The 14,686-nt window shown below is 70.4% G+C and carries 15 protein-coding genes and 2 pseudogenes; 9 read left to right on the forward strand and 8 right to left on the reverse strand.

All coding sequences use genetic code 11. The annotated features are described in order from the left end of the window. Positions 1-16: 16 nt before the first annotated feature. Positions 17-229, reverse strand: a complete 213-nt coding sequence (locus ACFOY2_RS07325) for a hypothetical protein (protein ID WP_357821707.1) — start codon at positions 227-229, stop codon at positions 17-19. Between the two features lie 29 nt (positions 230-258). Then, on the reverse strand, positions 259-870 hold the full coding sequence (locus ACFOY2_RS07330; protein WP_379527169.1) for a LysE family translocator: 612 nt from the start codon (positions 868-870) through the stop codon (positions 259-261). A gap of 164 nt (positions 871-1,034) precedes the next feature. Between ACFOY2_RS07330 and ACFOY2_RS07335 the strand changes: the two genes are divergently transcribed. Then, positions 1,035-2,033, forward strand: a complete 999-nt coding sequence (locus ACFOY2_RS07335; RefSeq protein WP_379527170.1) for a hypothetical protein — start codon at positions 1,035-1,037, stop codon at positions 2,031-2,033. Positions 2,034-2,061: 28 nt separating this feature from the next. Here ACFOY2_RS07335 and ACFOY2_RS07340 read toward each other — a convergent pair. Both ACFOY2_RS07340 and ACFOY2_RS07345 read right to left on the reverse strand, forming a co-directional pair. Next, positions 2,062-2,903 (reverse strand): annotated as a pseudogene (locus ACFOY2_RS07340) (IS5 family transposase). 122 nt (positions 2,904-3,025) lie between these two features. Further along, the gene (locus ACFOY2_RS07345) at positions 3,026-3,997 is read right to left on the reverse strand and encodes a helix-turn-helix transcriptional regulator (RefSeq protein WP_379527171.1); all 972 of its coding nucleotides are present in this window, start codon (positions 3,995-3,997) and stop codon (positions 3,026-3,028) included. Between the two features lie 44 nt (positions 3,998-4,041). Between ACFOY2_RS07345 and ACFOY2_RS07350 the strand changes: the two genes are divergently transcribed. Both ACFOY2_RS07350 and ACFOY2_RS07355 read left to right on the forward strand, forming a co-directional pair. Beyond that, a complete protein-coding gene (locus tag ACFOY2_RS07350) occupies positions 4,042-4,794 on the forward strand; it encodes a DeoR/GlpR family DNA-binding transcription regulator (protein ID WP_379527172.1) in 753 nt (250 codons plus the stop codon). Continuing rightward, positions 4,791-6,164: an MFS transporter gene (locus tag ACFOY2_RS07355; protein ID WP_379527173.1), complete on the forward strand. Its 1,374-nt coding sequence runs from the start codon at positions 4,791-4,793 to the stop codon at positions 6,162-6,164. The genes ACFOY2_RS07350 and ACFOY2_RS07355 overlap by 4 nt, the downstream gene beginning before the upstream one ends. Before the next feature lie 188 nt (positions 6,165-6,352). Here ACFOY2_RS07355 and ACFOY2_RS07360 read toward each other — a convergent pair whose 3' ends face one another. The 3 genes and pseudogenes from ACFOY2_RS07360 to ACFOY2_RS07370 form a co-directional block, all read right to left on the reverse strand. Next, positions 6,353-7,114, reverse strand: coding sequence for a TSUP family transporter (locus tag ACFOY2_RS07360; RefSeq protein ID WP_379527174.1), 762 nt, complete (start codon positions 7,112-7,114; stop codon positions 6,353-6,355). A gap of 252 nt (positions 7,115-7,366) precedes the next feature. Further along, entirely contained in the window at positions 7,367-7,984 is a 618-nt protein-coding gene (locus tag ACFOY2_RS07365) for an ATP-dependent Clp protease proteolytic subunit (RefSeq protein WP_379527175.1), read from the reverse strand. Between the two features lies 1 nt (position 7,985). Then, positions 7,986-8,591, reverse strand: a pseudogene (locus ACFOY2_RS07370) (ClpP family protease); the annotation flags it as partial. Positions 8,592-8,693: 102 nt separating this feature from the next. Between ACFOY2_RS07370 and ACFOY2_RS07375 the strand changes: the two are divergent. From ACFOY2_RS07375 to ACFOY2_RS07385, 3 genes are all read left to right on the forward strand, one after another. Beyond that, a complete protein-coding gene (locus ACFOY2_RS07375) occupies positions 8,694-9,887 on the forward strand; it encodes a sensor histidine kinase (protein ID WP_379527176.1) in 1,194 nt (397 codons plus the stop codon). Then, entirely contained in the window at positions 9,884-10,534 is a 651-nt protein-coding gene (locus ACFOY2_RS07380) for a response regulator (protein WP_379527177.1), read from the forward strand. Before ACFOY2_RS07375 ends, ACFOY2_RS07380 begins: the two co-directional genes overlap by 4 nt. 141 nt (positions 10,535-10,675) lie before the next feature. Beyond that, on the forward strand, positions 10,676-10,915 hold the full coding sequence (locus tag ACFOY2_RS07385) for a DUF6289 family protein (RefSeq protein ID WP_379527178.1): 240 nt from the start codon (positions 10,676-10,678) through the stop codon (positions 10,913-10,915). Positions 10,916-10,980: 65 nt separating this feature from the next. On the opposite strand, the gene ACFOY2_RS07390 is transcribed toward ACFOY2_RS07385, so the two are convergent. Further along, the gene (locus ACFOY2_RS07390; protein WP_379527179.1) at positions 10,981-11,751 is read right to left on the reverse strand and encodes a hypothetical protein; all 771 of its coding nucleotides are present in this window, start codon (positions 11,749-11,751) and stop codon (positions 10,981-10,983) included. A gap of 55 nt (positions 11,752-11,806) precedes the next feature. Here ACFOY2_RS07390 and ACFOY2_RS07395 point away from each other — a divergent pair, with 55 nt between their 5' ends. From ACFOY2_RS07395 to ACFOY2_RS07405, 3 genes are read left to right on the forward strand one after another with little or no spacing between them, the layout of a single operon-like run. Beyond that, entirely contained in the window at positions 11,807-12,808 is a 1,002-nt protein-coding gene (locus tag ACFOY2_RS07395; RefSeq protein WP_379527180.1) for an AAA family ATPase, read from the forward strand. Further along, positions 12,805-13,740 (forward strand): DUF58 domain-containing protein, encoded by a 936-nt coding sequence (locus ACFOY2_RS07400; RefSeq protein ID WP_379527181.1) that lies wholly within the window; start codon positions 12,805-12,807, stop codon positions 13,738-13,740. Before ACFOY2_RS07395 ends, ACFOY2_RS07400 begins: the two co-directional genes overlap by 4 nt. After that, positions 13,737-14,684 (forward strand): VWA domain-containing protein, encoded by a 948-nt coding sequence (locus tag ACFOY2_RS07405; RefSeq protein WP_357821682.1) that lies wholly within the window; start codon positions 13,737-13,739, stop codon positions 14,682-14,684. Before ACFOY2_RS07400 ends, ACFOY2_RS07405 begins: the two co-directional genes overlap by 4 nt. The last annotated feature ends 2 nt before the right edge of the window (positions 14,685-14,686 follow it).

Here is a 14,686-nt window from a genome sequence, read left to right on the forward strand (position 1 = left end):
CGTGCAGGAGGTGGGCCTAGCCTCGGCCGTACTTCTTGTGGACCGCCTGTTTGCTCACCCCGATGGCGTCGGCGATCTGCGACCACGCCAGCCCCGCCACCCTGGCCCGCCGTACCTGGACCGCCTCCAGACGCTCGACCTCGCGGCGCAGCGCGGTCGTGGCGTGCAGTGCCAGCAGCGGGTCGTCGTCCTGCGCCTGCCTCATGAGGGTCGCCAGGTCGTTCGTCATGGACCAAAGGTAGTCCAGACCGGCCGCGATCACCGCGTCTCGATCACCAGCCGGACGCCGAGCGCGATCAGCACCACGCCGGAGATCTGCTCCAGTCGCCGCCGGACCGCGGGCCGGCCGAGCCACTCCTTGGCCTTGGCGACGGTCCAGACGAGCAGGCCGTACCAGAGCAGGTCGACCAGCACCCACACCACGGCCAGCAGCACGAGTGTCGCGGGGACGTTCTGCCCGGCGGGAACGAACTGCGGCAGGAACGACATCGCGAACACCGCCGCCTTCGGATTGGCCAGGCACGTCCCGAGCCCCGCCAGGTACGGCCCACGACGGCCGGCGGCCACCGCCTCGTCAACCGGTGGCGCCCCCTTGCGGGCCTGCCACAGTGCCTGCGTGCCCATCACGACCAGCACCACCGCACCCACGACGCGCATCATGTCGTAGGCGAGCTGCGAAGCCGCCAGCAGTGCCGACAGGCCGAACGCGGCGGCCAGGCCCCACAGCAGGATCCCGGTCTCGTTGCCAAGCGTGGCGGCCATCCCGCTGCCGCGCCCGGCGCGCAGGGTCTGGCGCAGGATGATGGCGGTGCTGACGCCGGGGACCATGGCGATCAGGACGCACGAGCCGATGAAGGCGAGGAGGTACACAGGAGCATGTTGACAGAGCAGCACCCCCATATCGCCTGATTTAGAGGTCGCGCAGATAGGCCGGTTCGGATATGACCAGGTACGGAACGGCACAGACATCAGTCAGTGGTCATGAAGCCCGGGCAGCGGTCACAACCGGACGCTGGGCAGTATTGTGCGGTGCCATGACCGACTCCACACCGCCGCCGTGGGTTGATGATCTCTTTCCGTTTCCCACCCCGCCCGCACTCCGTGCGCTGGTGGACATCGCCTGGCAGCATGCTTACGACTTTTACCTGGACAATGAGTCCTACGATTACGGTCTGTTGGAAACCCACTACGATTTCATCTTCGACCTGGACATGTTTCCCCGCCCGCCCGATGGCTGCGACATCGATCCGGAGTTCTTCCGGCAGCCGTCAACGCCGTTGTATGCCACGCCGGAGTTCGTACCCTTCGGTGCCCTGGGCGACGGCGGGTACGTCGGCTGGCTGGTGCCCGCGCCGGAACTCGGGCGGCTGGATCATCCGGTTGCCCTGGCCAGCGGCCATGACTACGGGGTGACCCTGATCGGGGCGGACACCCGTTCCGGTCTGGAGTTCATGTTGTCGTGGGCGTTGCGGCGGTGGCGCGAGCGGCCGGCCATGGAGCCGCCTGCGTGGCGCGATCCGGATGTGTGGCGCGCCCAGAACCAGTACCGCATCGATGCGCGCGCCGAGGACCGGCGACTCCTCGATCGGCTGGCCGCCGAACTCGGCGTGCAGCCGAGCCCAGATCGGACGTACCCCGGGTCGTCCTGGCACGGCTCTAGCGTCTCGGAGGACACCGAGTTCGAGATCGTGTTCGACGTACTGGAGGGGTGGCGGCACGAGCCCGGCGAGGACGGCATCGGCGTGCTCGCCCCAGCCACCACGTACGCCGATCGGAAGCCGGTGGTCGTGGAGGACCCGCCGCTCGAACCAGAGCTGATCACCGCCGCACACTGGCTCGATGCCGGACAACCGGCGACCGCGTTGCTCGGGCTCAAGGACACGTTCGTCAACGGACCGAGCTGCTACTTCGCTGACCTCAAGCCGTTGTGGGCACGCGCGTACCGAGATCTCGGCCGGCCCGAATACGCGGAGCGCCTCGACCTGATGACGCCGATGTACCAAGATTCGTGCTACTGCCGCACCCCGCACTGACAAAAGGTCAAGGAGGACGGGTTGTGGATCATGGGCGTCGGTTAGGGCGCTTATCCCAGCGGTAGCGGGTCCATGCCTGCTTGATCAGGCGGCGTAGGGTGATAATCGCATCGGCGAGGTCGAAGAACTCGTCGATGACTCGTTCGATGCGTTCGTAGCAGCGTTGGAGCCGGTTGAACGCGTTGTGCCAGACATTCGTGCGCTCGACGTGCCAGCGTTGACCCACCTGGATAGGCGCCTTGTCTCCCTTGTGGGCGATCTCGCCGGTCAGGCCGCGCTCGGCGAGGGTTTCGCGGGTGACCGCGGAGTCGTAGCCGACATCCAAATGTACGGTGACCCGCTCCGGCAGCGGCCCCAGATCATCAAGCTCGTCGAGGGTAGGGGCGAGCAGCGGAGAGTCGTAACGGTTCGCTCCGGCCAGGACCCGGTCCGGTGGAATACCGTGCCCGTCGACCATGCTGGAGCGTTTCATGCCTGCTTGCCCCGGTCGACCGGGGATCGGCCAGCGACCTGGCCACCACCGGGCGCCTTGGTGATACACCCATCGACGGAAATCTCGCCAAGGATCAGACCGACCATCCGATCACAGGAGTCCAACACGATCGCTTTGAGCTGCGCGAATACGCCGAGTTGGATCCACTCGTCACGGCGGTTGCGGATCGTGCTGGCCGAACACGTCGTGTCCGCGATCGACTGGTAGGAGCATCCGAAGCGCAGGACCTGGATGAGCTTGTCGAACACGATCCGGTCCGATATCCGCCGGCGGTGGCAGCCCAGAGGGTGGGTTGGGTCGACGGCGGGTCGGCGGGGAAGCAGCGCGGCGAACTGGTCCCACAGCGGGGTAGCCAGCCATGATGGGACAGCGGGCACAGACCCTCCATCAATCACCAAGGCGTAAGTATCTTCATGATCACTGGCGGTGTGTGCCCGTTCCCGCCTGAGTCGGCCTATCTGCGCGACCTCTTATCCACCTAAAACAGCCGCCAGCACGTTCACCCGTACAGCTTGCCGAGGGCGGCGACCGCGTCCGCCATCAGCGTGCGCAGTTCCGGTGGCTCGAGCACCTCCACGTCGGCTCCCATGCGCAGCAGCAGCCACCGGGCGTGCGTGAGCGACTCCACCGGCACCGTGAGCGTGCGCCACCCCTCGGGGTCGGGCTCCGGCGCGGCGGCGAGCACGGCGCCGACGACGTCGGCGCCCATCGTGTACGCCAGCAGGTCCTCCCTGCCGGGGGCGAGCCTGATGACGGCCTCGGCGGTGTACATCCGCTCGCGGAACTCCTTGGCGTACTCATGCCAGAACCCGCCCAGATCAAACCCTTCAGGCCGCGGGAAGTGCCCGGACAGCGTCTCGAGGGTCAGGATGCGCGACACCCGGTACGTCCGGGGATCGCCGTCCGGCGGGGCCGCCACCAGGTACCAGGAGCCGCCTTTGAGCACCAGCCCGTACGGATGCACCACCCGATCGACCTCCCGTGGCCCCCACCGCCGGTAGGTCATGTGCAGCGGCCGCTGCGACCACACGGCCTCGGCCACCTGGCTCAGATGCGGGACGTCGTCGGCCGAGCGGTACCAGCCCGGCACGTCCAGCAGGAACCGCTCCCGCATCCGCGAGGCTTGCGAGCGCGGCTCGGGCGGCAGCGCGGCCAGCAGCTTCAGCTCGGCGTTGGCCGCCACCTCGGCCAGCCCCAGCTCGGCCGCGGGACCGGGCAGCCCCGCCAGGAACAGCGACGACGCCTCCTCGGAGGTCAGCCCGTTGAGCCTGGTGCGGTAGCCGTCGAGCAACTGGTAGCCGCCGGCGGGACCGCGGTCGGCGTAGACGGGGACACCGGCCGCCGACAGCGCCTCCACGTCACGGTAGACGGTGCGTATCGACACCTCCAGTTCCGCGGCCAGTTCGGGCGCGGTCATACGCCCGCGCGTCTGCAGGAGCAGAAGCAGCGAAAGCAGGCGGCTGGCACGCATACCGACCATTGTATTGCGAACATAGTTGGTGTTTGTATGAACACATGCAACGTTTGATGTCCATCATGAACGCCTTGCGCACCCAGGACAGCGTGTCGGTCGCCGAGCTGGCCGCCGAGCACGGGGTGTCGGAGATGACGATCCGGCGCGATCTGGACGAACTGGCCCAGCAGGGCGTGGTCCGCCGGGTCAGGGGCGGCGCGCTGTCGCTGCTGCTGCGCGGGGAGGAGCCGCCGTTCGGCGTGCGCGAACGCGAGGCCGTCGAGGCCAAGCAGCGCATCGGCGCCGAGGTGGCCGAACTCATCGCCGACGGCGAGGCGGTGGTGCTGGACGGCGGCACGACCGTGCTGGAGGTCGCCCGCTCCCTTCTCGGACGCCGCCTGACCGTGCTGCCGCTGGCCCTGCAGTCGGTGACGATGCTGGCGACGGCGCCGCGCGTACGGCTGGTGCTGCCCGGCGGCGAGGTGCGCCAGGGCGAGCTGAACTTCATGGGCCCCCTGACCGAGAGCTCGATCAGGGCGTTGCGCTTCGACACGGCGGTGATCGGCTGCTGCGGGCTGTCGTCTGAGCACGGGCTGACCGCCCACGACCTGCCCGAGGTCGCGATCAAACAGGCGGCCATCGCCTCGGCCCGGCGGGTGATCGTGGCGTGCGATTCGGGCAAGTTCTCGCGGACGGCGTTCGGGGCGGTGTGCCCGATCTCGCGGCTGGACGTCGTGGTGACGGATTCCGGCATACCGCAGGAGGAACGCGACGCGCTGGTGGCGGCGGGCGTGACGGTCAGGGTGGCCGCATGAGGACCGGCGACCCCGACCCGGCACACGAACACCCCACCGCCGAACCTGACCCGACGTACGGACACGCCAGCGCCGAGTCCGGCCCGGCGCATGAGCATCCCACCGCCGAACCCAGCCCGGCGTACGGACACCCCACCGCACAGCCCCGCCCTGCGCACGAACGCCCCGCTCCCGAGTCCGGCCCAGTGACCGTCGGGTTCCGGGCGTCCGGGCAGGGGGCAGGGAAGCCTCGGCTCATCCGCGAGCGTACGGCCGTCTACCTGCTGTTCTTCCTGGCCGGCGCGGCCATCGGCACCTGGACGGCCCGCATCCCCGCCATCAAGGAACGCCTCGCGCTCGGCGACGGCCAGCTCAGCCTGGCTCTGCTGGCCATCGCCGCCGGCGCCATGATCGGCATGACCGCGGTGGGCCGCCTGGTGGACCGGCACGGCAGCAGCCGCGTCATGATCCCGGCCGCGCTGTTGCAGGGCGTGGTGCTCATTCCGCCCGCCCACGCCCCCGACCTGGTGACGCTGGCCGGGACGCTGCTGGTGTTCGGGGTGGTGCACGGCGTCCTCGACGTTGCCATGAACGCCAACGCGGTGGAGGTGGAGCGGGCCCACGGGCGGCCCGTCATGTCGTCCTTCCACGCCGTCTACAGCGTCGGCGGGTTCGCGGGGGCCACGGCGGGCGGCCTGTTCGCGCACGCCGCTCTGGCGCCCTCGGTGACGTTCCTGTCGGTGGGCACGGTGATCGCGGCGCTGGCGGTCTGGGCGGCGCGCTGGGCGATGCGGTCGGCCCCGGACGGTGGTCCCGTGGCGGCTGGGCCCGCCGGGCGTCCCAGGGGGATCGTGTTCCTGGGCGTGCTGGCGTTCTGCTGCCTGGTGGGCGAGGGTGCGGCGGCCGACTGGAGTTCGGTCTACCTGCGCGAGGACCTGGCGGCCTCGCTCGGGTTCGCGGCGGCCGGGTACGCGGCGTTCTCGGTGATGATGACGGCGGGCCGGCTGGCGGGCGACCGGCTGGCGACCAGGTTCGGGCCGGTGCCGCTGGTGCGCTGCTGCGGGCTGCTGGCGGCCGTGGGGCTGGGGCTGGCGCTGCTGGGCGGGCATCCGGTGGCCGGGGTGGCCGGGTTCGCCTGCTTCGGGGCGGGGCTGTCGTGCATCGTGCCGCAGGTGTTCTCGGCGGCGGGGCATCGGGATCCGGCGTTCGCGGGGCGGGCGCTGGCGCGGGTGGCCTCCATCGGGTACATGGGGTTCCTGTCCGGGCCGGTGGTAATCGGAGGTGTGGCCGAACTGGTGGGACTGCCCCTGGCGCTGGCGGTCCCGGCGGTGCTGGCCGCGTTCGTGGCCCTGACGGCCACGGCCCTACGCGTCCGAACACCCACCGCATGAAGCAAGACCTCGCACGCACACACCGCACAAAACAACAACCCGAACACCCCCCGCATGAAGCAGCACCCCGTACGCGCGCACCGCACAAAGCGAACGCCCACCGTATGAAGCAACGCCCCGTACGCATGCCGCACGAAGCGACACCCCATACGCACACGCCGCTTGAAGGCGCGCGCCCGTGTCCGGGGTCAGCCGAACTGCTGCCAGCCCAATCTGATCACCATGGCCGCCACTACGCACAGCAGGACGACCCGCACGAAGGACGCGCCCCGCCGCAGCGCCATCCGCGCCCCGACCTGTGCCCCGGCCACGTTGCACACCGCCATGCCCAGCCCGAGCACCCAATGCACATGCCCCTGCGCCGCGAACACCGCCAGTGCCCCCAGGTTGGTGCCGATGTTGATGATCTTCGCTGAGGCGGAGGCGGAGACGAAGTCCAGACCGAGGATGGTGGTGAAGGCGATGATCAGGAACGTCCCCGTCCCCGGTCCCATGATGCCGTCGTAGAAGGCGATGACCACGCCCGCCGTCACCACCGCCGCGACCACCCGGGCGTTGGTCCGCAGGTGCGGCACGGGCACGGCGCCCATCGCCGGGCGGAGCGTCACGAACGCGGCCACGCCCAGCAGCACCACCATGACGGCCGGGCGCAGCACTTCGGCCGAGATCGCCGCAGCCGCCCACGCGCCGAGCCCGGCGCTCACCACGGCCATCGCGACGCCGGGCAACGCGACCTGGCGGTCGACCTTGGTGGAGCGCGTGTAGGCGACGGCCGCGGAGGTGGTGCCGAACACCGACGACAGCTTGGTCGTGGCCATCGCCTCGACGGTCGGCATGCCGGTCATCATGACGGCGGGAAGCTGGAGCAGCCCGCCGCCGCCGACGACCGCGTCGACCCACCCTGCCCCCGCCGCCGCGCACAGCAGAACGAGGATCTGCTCCAGCGGCACGCCACTCCCCCGATTCCCCCAAGAAATCCCCGGAAAGTGTACAAGTCACGCTTTATCGATTTTCGCCGCCCTCCCCCGGAACGGCTTTACGCCCGGGAGGCCCCGGCCAAGCCGAGAGCTGGCACGAGGTGCGAGCTGTCGTGAGGCGAGGACCGGTCCAGGCAGGGCCGGTACCACGCAGGACCGGTACCAGGCGGGCGTGCCGGCTCTCAGGCCCGGCGCGCAACCGGGCGTGCCGGACCTGAAAGACGGTCAGCCGGTGACGGCCAGGGTGCGTTTGCGGGAGGCGTAGATGTCGTCGATCAGCCGATAGGTGCGGGCCTGCTCGGCCGTGAAGATGCGATCCCGCTCGATGTCCTTCCTGATCTCCAGAACCCCCCGCCCCGTGTGCCGGGACAGGATCTCCTCCTGCTGGTCACGCATCCGCAGAATCTCCCTGGCGTGGATCTCCAGGTCGCTGCCCTGCCCGCGCCCGCCCTCGGTGTGGGGCTCGTGGAGCAGCACCCGGGCGTGCGGGAGCGCGGCGCGCTTGCCGGGGGTGCCGGCCGCCAGCAGCACGGCGGCGGCCGAGGAGGCCTCGCCGATGCAGACCGTGTGGATCTCCGGCCGGATGTACTGCATCGTGTCGTAGATGGCCGTCATGGCGGTGATCGAGCCGCCCGGGGAGTTGATGTAGATGTTGATGTCCTGGTCGGGGTCGATCGACTCCAGGGTGAGCAACTGGGCCATGATGTCGTTGGCCACGGTGTCGTCGATGGGCGTGCCCAGGAAGACGACCCGGTCCTCGAACAGCTTGGTGTAGGGGTTGAGCTCTCTGACGCCGTAGGAGGTGCGCTCGGAGAACGACGGGAGCACGTAGCGGCCGCTCATGTCAGTTCGTCCCTTCGGCGAGGTGGTCGACGATGCCGTACTCCAGGGCCTCCCGGGCGGTGAACCAGCGGTCGCGGTCGGAGTCGGCCTGGATGCGTTCCAAGGGCTGGCCCGTGTGGTGGGCGATGATCTCGGCCATGCGGCGCTTGGTGTAGATCATGTTGTCGGCCTGGATCTGGATGTCGCTGGCCGAGCCCCCGATGCCGCCCAGCGGCTGGTGCATCACGATGCGGGCGTTGGGCATGGCGTAGCGCTTGCCCTTGGCCCCGGCGGTCAGCAGCACCTGGCCCATGGACGCGGCGAACCCCATCGCCACCGTCGCCACGTCGCACGGAATGAACCGCATCATGTCGTAGAGCGCGAGCCCCGCCTGCACCGAGCCGCCCGGCGAATTGATGTAAAGCGTTATGTCACGATTGGGGTCTTCGGCCGCCAGCAAAAGCAGCTCCCCGCAGAGCCGATTGCAAATCTCGTCGTCGACTTCCTGGCCCAGGACGACGATGCGCTCCTTGAGCAGGCGCTGGCTGAGCTGGTCAGGCCAGACGGCACGCTGGGTCTCCGTCATAACCGATTGCCTTTCTGTGCGGGTATTACTGCGAAAAACGCTAGACCCGGACGGCCGGAATTAAGGACTCTTTTCGCTGGGGGCGCATTTCTCGCAGGGCGCATTCCACCGAGCGCGAAAAATCATCGACATATAATCACGGATGTGAGAGGGAACCTGCCCCGCCGATGGACGTGCCTCGTCCTGGGCGGCGCGCTGCTGATGCCGTACATGATGGCCGGGGTCCTGATCTCGGGCCTGTTGCAGGGCGAGTCGGCCAACCTGCTGATGCCCGTCAACATCGGCGTGTTCGCGGCGGTGCTGCCCGTGGTGGCCGTGACGGGGCTGTTCCTGCCGGTGCGCGCCCTGGAGGTGAACGCGGCCCAGGGCCTGCTCGGCGCGCACGTCGAGACCCCGCCGCGGCAGGCCGGCCGCTCCTGGCAGGAACGCCGCCGCACCGCCGCCTGGTACACGCTGCACCTGGCGATCGGCGGCGTGGTCAGCGGCTGCACGCTGGCGATCGTGCCGTTCACGCTGTTCACCCTGGTGCTGCCGGCCGTGGGCGACACCAAGCCGGTGCTCGGCGTGAGCGTCGAGCCGGGCTGGGGCTGGGTGGGATGGATACTGGCCGGCCTGGCGCTGCTGGTGCTCCTCGTCGCGCTGGCCGCGGGCGCGGGCGGGCTGCTGGCGCGACTGGCGCCGGTCCTGCTCGGCCCGACCCCGTCAGAACGCCTGGCCGCCGCCGAGGAGCACGCCCGCACGCTCGCCGAACGCAACCGCCTGGCCCGCGAGCTGCACGACTCGGTCGGGCACGCGCTCAGCGTCGTCACCCTGCAGGCCGCCGCGGCGGGACGCGTCCTCGACCGCGACCCTGACACGGCCAGGACCGCGCTTGGCGCCATCGAGCAGGCCGCCCGCTCCGCCCTGGACGACCTGGACCACGTCCTGGGCGTACTGCGCCAGGCGCGGGACGACCCCGCCGACCGCGCCCCCCAGCCCACGCTCGACGACCTCGACGACCTCGTCACGGCCTCCGGCGCCCAGGTGAGCAGGGAGGTGGGCGATCTGTCCGCAGTGCCCGCCGTGGTCTCCAGGGAGGCCTACCGCATCGTCCAGGAGGCCCTGACCAACGCCATCAAGCACGGCAGGGGCCCCGTGCGGCTGAGCGCCGCCGTGCAGGACGACGACCTGCGGCTGGAGGTCTCCAACCCGGCCGGAGGCGGCGGCGCCCACTCGGGAGGCCGGGGGGTGACGGGCATGCGCGAGCGTGTACGCCTGCTGCGCGGCGACCTCGAGGCCGGCCCCACGCGGACCGGCTGGACGGTCACCGTGCGCCTGCCGCTACGGTCGAGCCCATGACGCTGAAAGTCGTGATCGCCGACGACGAGGACCTCATCCGCGCGGGCCTGCGCATCATCATCGACGCCGAGCCGGACCTGAGCGTCGTCGGGGAGGCCGCCGACGGCGCCGCGGTCATGCCGGTCGTACGCCGTGAGCGGCCCGACGTCGTGCTGATGGACGTGCGGATGCCCGCCCTGGACGGCATCCAGGCCACCGCCAGGATCGTGGAGCTGGACGACCCGCCCAAGGTCCTGGTGGTGACCACGTTCGAGAACGACGACCACGTCTACGACGCGCTGCGGGCCGGGGCCAGCGGATTCCTGCTCAAACGCACCAGGCCCGACGACCTGGTGCAGGCGGTCAGGCTGGTCGCGGCCGGCGATTCGCTGCTGTTCCCCGCCGCGATCAGGGCGCTGGCCCGGCGCCGCCCCCAGGGTCCGGCGCGGGTGCCCGGCATCGACCGGCTGACCGGACGCGAGGGCGACGTGCTGCGCCTGATGACCAAGGGGATGTCCAACCACGAGATCGCCGCCGAGCTGGTCGTCAGCCAGGAGACGGTCAAGACGCACGTCGGCAACGTGCTGGCCAAGCTGCGCGCGCGCGACCGCACCCAGGCCGTGATCGCCGCCTACGAGTCGGGCTTCGTCTCCGCCCGCGGACGGTGAACGACGGCGGGCAGGTCAGAACGCAGCGGGTCACAAAACATCCTTTTAACCGTCCGAATCGCGGGATATGCTGCCGCCGGAGCCTTTTCGATCATGGCTTCGTGTGACCGATCACCCCCTGTTCATCGAAGGATGGATGACATGCGTGCCACACTCGCCATCGTCTTCGCCGCCGCCGGTATCGCGCTCCTGCCGGCGCCGGCGCAGGCCAGCTTCTGCCAGCCGAACTATTCCTGCACCAGCACGTACTACTCCGACGCCTCGAAGACGGAGGTCGTCGGCCGATACTCCGTCGACTGCCGCGGAACGGTCAGTGAGACCGGCACCCGCACTCCCTATTCGACGTACAACGCCTACCTCTGCGGTCATGGCGTAGGGTAACCGGCCACGTCACGTCCGGCCTGGGCCCGCGCCGTCCGTGCCCAGGCCCGGCGACGACGCCGACCTCACAGCGGCGACTCCTCGCCCTGGTCGTCCCCCGGCGAGCGGCCCGGCGTGCCCCGCCCCGACTCGGTCGGCGACGACGACACCGACGGCGAGGGCTGCGGCTCAGGAGACTGCGGCGTCGGCGGCGGCGTCGGCACGAACACCGTCGGCGGCAACTGCCGGGGCTGCGGCTCGCTTTCGCGCCGGCCCAGCAGCAACAGCAGCAGGATCGCCGTCACGAGCATCAGCAGCAGCACCAGCGCCAGCGCGGCCATCAGCACCCGCTTGCGCGTCTCGGTCGCCGGGTTGCGCCGCCGCGCGGGCGAGGGCAGCGCGGGCGCGCGGTCGGTCAGCCAGTACGGGACGAAGTCGGGCCCGTGTGCCTCCCCGATGAACGTCCCGCCCACCATCACCGGCTCGAGGAACCGCTCCGCGCCCGGCCGCCCCGGCAGGTACGGCACCGCCACCCACGGCGCCGGCCCGTCGGCCAGGTCGAGCACCTCGGGAGCGCCCTCGATCACCGAGCCGCGCGAGCGCCCGGCCCGGCCCAGCCAGGCCCGCACCCCCGACCGCTCGCCCACGGCCTCTCTGGCGGCCGCCAGGAACCGCTCGCGGGCCGCGGCGTCGAGCGCGGCCCCTCGCGTCAGGACGGCCAGCGACACCGCACGCCCGTCGGGCGCCTGGCCGAGGTACACGAATCCGGCGGGAGCCGTCTGCAGGCGCGCCTGCACCACATAGGGCCCCAGCCGGGGTGGATCGCCGTACTGCAGGGGACTTGCCACGTTTGCCATGAAAGCACAGACGTGGCGTCGTGCACGTTTGCGGCGCGTTTGGTGGAATGGCGTCATGAGCGTCGCCGAAGAGTTGCCAGGCGGAACCGACGCGGCACAACTGCGTCAGAGTCTCGACGAGGTCCGGCGGGTCATCGTCGGGCAAGACCATATGGTCGAAAGACTCGTCGTGGCCCTGCTGGCGCGCGGGCACTGCCTGCTCGAAGGGGTGCCGGGCGTCGCCAAGACCCTCGCCGCCTCCACCCTGGCCACCGTCGTGGGCGGCACGTTCGCCCGGATCCAGTTCACCCCCGACCTCGTGCCGAGCGACATCGTCGGCACCCGCGTCTTCCACCCCTCCAACGAGAAGTTCGATGTCGAGCTCGGCCCCGTGTTCGTCAACTTCCTGCTCGCCGACGAGATCAACCGCGCCCCCGCCAAGGTCCAGTCCGCGCTGCTGGAGGTCATGGCCGAGCGCCAGGTCACCCTCGCCGGCATCACCCACCCCCTGCCCAGGCCGTTCATCGTGCTCGCCACCCAGAACCCCATCGAGTCCGAGGGCGTCTACCCTCTGCCCGAGGTGCAGCGCGACCGGTTCCTGTTCCGGGTGCGGGTCCCCCATCCGACCGCGCACGAGGAGCTGGAGATCCTCCACCGCATGAGCGTCACCCCGCCCGTCCCCGAACGGGTGCTCGACCCTGACCGGCTCCTGGCCCTGCAGGAGGCGGCCGAGCAGGTCTCGGTGCACCAGCTCGTCGCCGACTACGTCGTGCGGCTGGTCATGTCCACCCGCAACCCCGCCGAGTACGGCCTGTCCGACCTTGCCGAGACCATCGAGATCGGCGTCAGCCCCCGGGCCACGCTGGGGCTCGTCTCGGCCGGGCGGGCGCTGGCCCTGCTGCGCGGGCGCGACTACCTGCTGCCGGACGACGTCCGCGACGTGGCCGTGGACGTCATGTCGCACCGGCTGATGCTGACCTTCGACGCCCTGGCCGACGGCGTCGACCCGGAACAGGTCGTCCGCCAGATCCTGCAGGCCGTCCCCCCGCCCCTCGTCGTCTGGAACCAGAACCGTTGACCACCACAGCAGAGCAGGCGCTGCGCAGACTGGAGCTGACCGTCACCCGGCGGCTGGACGGACTGCTGCACGGCGCCCACCAGGGCCTGCTGCCCGGCCCGGGCAGCGAGGCCGGCGACAGCCGCGTGTACGTCCCCGGCGAGGACGACGTGCGCCGCATGGACTGGTCCGTCACCGCCCGCACCACCATCCCCCACGTCCGCGACCTGATCGCCGACCGCGAACTCGAGACCTGGGCCCTGGCCGACCTGTCGCCCAGCATGGACTTCGGCACCGCCGACACCGACAAACGCGACCTGGTCGTGGCCGCGATCGGCGCGATCGGGTTCCTGTCGAGCCGGATGGGTGACAGGTTCGGCGCGCTGGTGCTGCACGATGAGTACGTGCACCGCATGCCCGCCCGCACCGGCCGCCCCGCGCTCTACGGGCTGCTCCATTCCCTCATGGACGCCCCGCGCGGCCGCGTCGTGCCCGACCCGCCCGACCTGGCCGAGGGCATCGAGGTGTTGTCGGCCAGCCGGCGGCGGCGCGGCATGCGGCTGATCGTCTCCGACTTCCTCGACGCCCGGCCCGAACTCGACCCCGACGCAGAACGCCCATGGGAGCGCCCCATCAGACGACTGGCCGCCCGCCACCAGGTCCTGGCCGTGGAGGTGATCGACCCGCGCGAGCTCGAACTGCCCGACGTGGGCCGGGTCGCGTTCGCCGACCCCGAGACCGGGAACGTACGCGAAGTGCATCTTTCTCCCAAAGTCCGGCAAGCGTATGCGGAAGCGGCCGCGCTGCAGCGTGATGGCACCCGCCTCGCCCTGCGCCGCGCCGGCATCGCCCACCTCGTGCTGCGGACCGACCGGGACTGGGTGTTCGACGTCGCGCAGTTCGTCCTGCGCCAGCGCCGGATGAGCCACATCGCCCATCGGAGGCCGAGGTGACTTTTCTCGCCCCCGGCTGGTTGTGGCTTTTCCTGCTGATGGGGTTGCTCGTGGCCGGCTACGTCGTGGCCATGTTCGCCCGCCGCCGCTACACCGTGCGCTTCACCAACCTGGCCCTGCTCAACCTGGTCGCCCCCGCGGGGCCCGGCTGGCGGCGTCACGTCGCGCCCGCGCTCTTCCTCGTCATGATGTCGCTCCTGGTCGTCGGCGCCGCCAAACCCGCCGACCAGGTACGCGTCCCCCGCGACCGCGCCACCATCATGATCGCCCTGGACGTGTCCCTGTCCATGGACGCCGACGACGTCCAGCCCGACAGGATCAGCGCCGCCAAGGCCGCCGCGCAGGCGTTCGCCAAGGAGCTGCCCGACCGCTTCAACGTCGGCGTGGTCTCCTTCGCCCGCTCGGCCAACGTCGTCATCTCCCCCACCACCGACCACCAGGCCGTGGTCACCGCCATCGGCAACCTGTCCACCCGACCGGGCACCGCGATCGGCGAGGCCGTCTTCAACTCCCTCGACTCGCTGCGCTCGTTCGACCAGCAGGCCGCCACCGACCCGCCGCCGGCCGCGGTCGTGCTGCTCTCCGACGGCGACAACACCTCGGGCCGGTCGGTGAACGAGGCCATCGAGGCCGCCCAGCAGGCCCGCGTGCCCGTCTCCACCATCGCGTACGGCACCCAGGAGGGCACCGTCAGCATCGACGGCAGGCCGGTCAACGTTCCGGTCAACAAGCAGACCCTCCAGTCGCTGTCCGACGGCACCAGCGGCCGGGCCTACACCGCCGAGTCCGGCAGCGAGTTGCGCGAGGTCTACGAGCAGATCGGCACCTCGCTCGGCTACAAGCTGGTCAACCAGGAGATCACCCAGTGGTTCATCGTGGCCGCGATCGTGGCCGGGCTGCTGGTGGCCGGTGCGGCGGTCATGTTCGGTTCCCGGATCCCGTAACG

Origin of the sequence: Nonomuraea purpurea, from assembly GCF_042650645.1 — a bacterium.
Classification (GTDB): Bacteria; Actinomycetota; Actinomycetes; order Streptosporangiales; family Streptosporangiaceae; genus Nonomuraea; species Nonomuraea purpurea.

Bases quoted from the DNA above. Each gene is read 5' to 3' on its own strand.
- ACFOY2_RS07345 (WP_379527171.1), bottom strand. From the start codon at position 3,997: ATGCGTGCCAGCCGCCTGCTTTCGCTGCTTCTGCTCCTGCAGACGCGC.
- ACFOY2_RS07380 (WP_379527177.1), top strand. From the start codon at position 9,884: ATGACGCTGAAAGTCGTGATCGCCGACGACGAGGACCTCATCCGCGCG.
- ACFOY2_RS07355 (WP_379527173.1), top strand. From the start codon at position 4,791: ATGAGGACCGGCGACCCCGACCCGGCACACGAACACCCCACCGCCGAA.
- ACFOY2_RS07325 (WP_357821707.1), bottom strand. From the start codon at position 229: ATGACGAACGACCTGGCGACCCTCATGAGGCAGGCGCAGGACGACGAC.
- ACFOY2_RS07390 (WP_379527179.1), bottom strand. From the start codon at position 11,751: ATGGCAAACGTGGCAAGTCCCCTGCAGTACGGCGATCCACCCCGGCTG.
- ACFOY2_RS07335 (WP_379527170.1), top strand. From the start codon at position 1,035: ATGACCGACTCCACACCGCCGCCGTGGGTTGATGATCTCTTTCCGTTT.
- ACFOY2_RS07365 (WP_379527175.1), bottom strand. From the start codon at position 7,984: ATGAGCGGCCGCTACGTGCTCCCGTCGTTCTCCGAGCGCACCTCCTAC.
- ACFOY2_RS07395 (WP_379527180.1), top strand. From the start codon at position 11,807: ATGAGCGTCGCCGAAGAGTTGCCAGGCGGAACCGACGCGGCACAACTG.
- ACFOY2_RS07350 (WP_379527172.1), top strand. From the start codon at position 4,042: ATGCAACGTTTGATGTCCATCATGAACGCCTTGCGCACCCAGGACAGC.
- ACFOY2_RS07385 (WP_379527178.1), top strand. From the start codon at position 10,676: ATGCGTGCCACACTCGCCATCGTCTTCGCCGCCGCCGGTATCGCGCTC.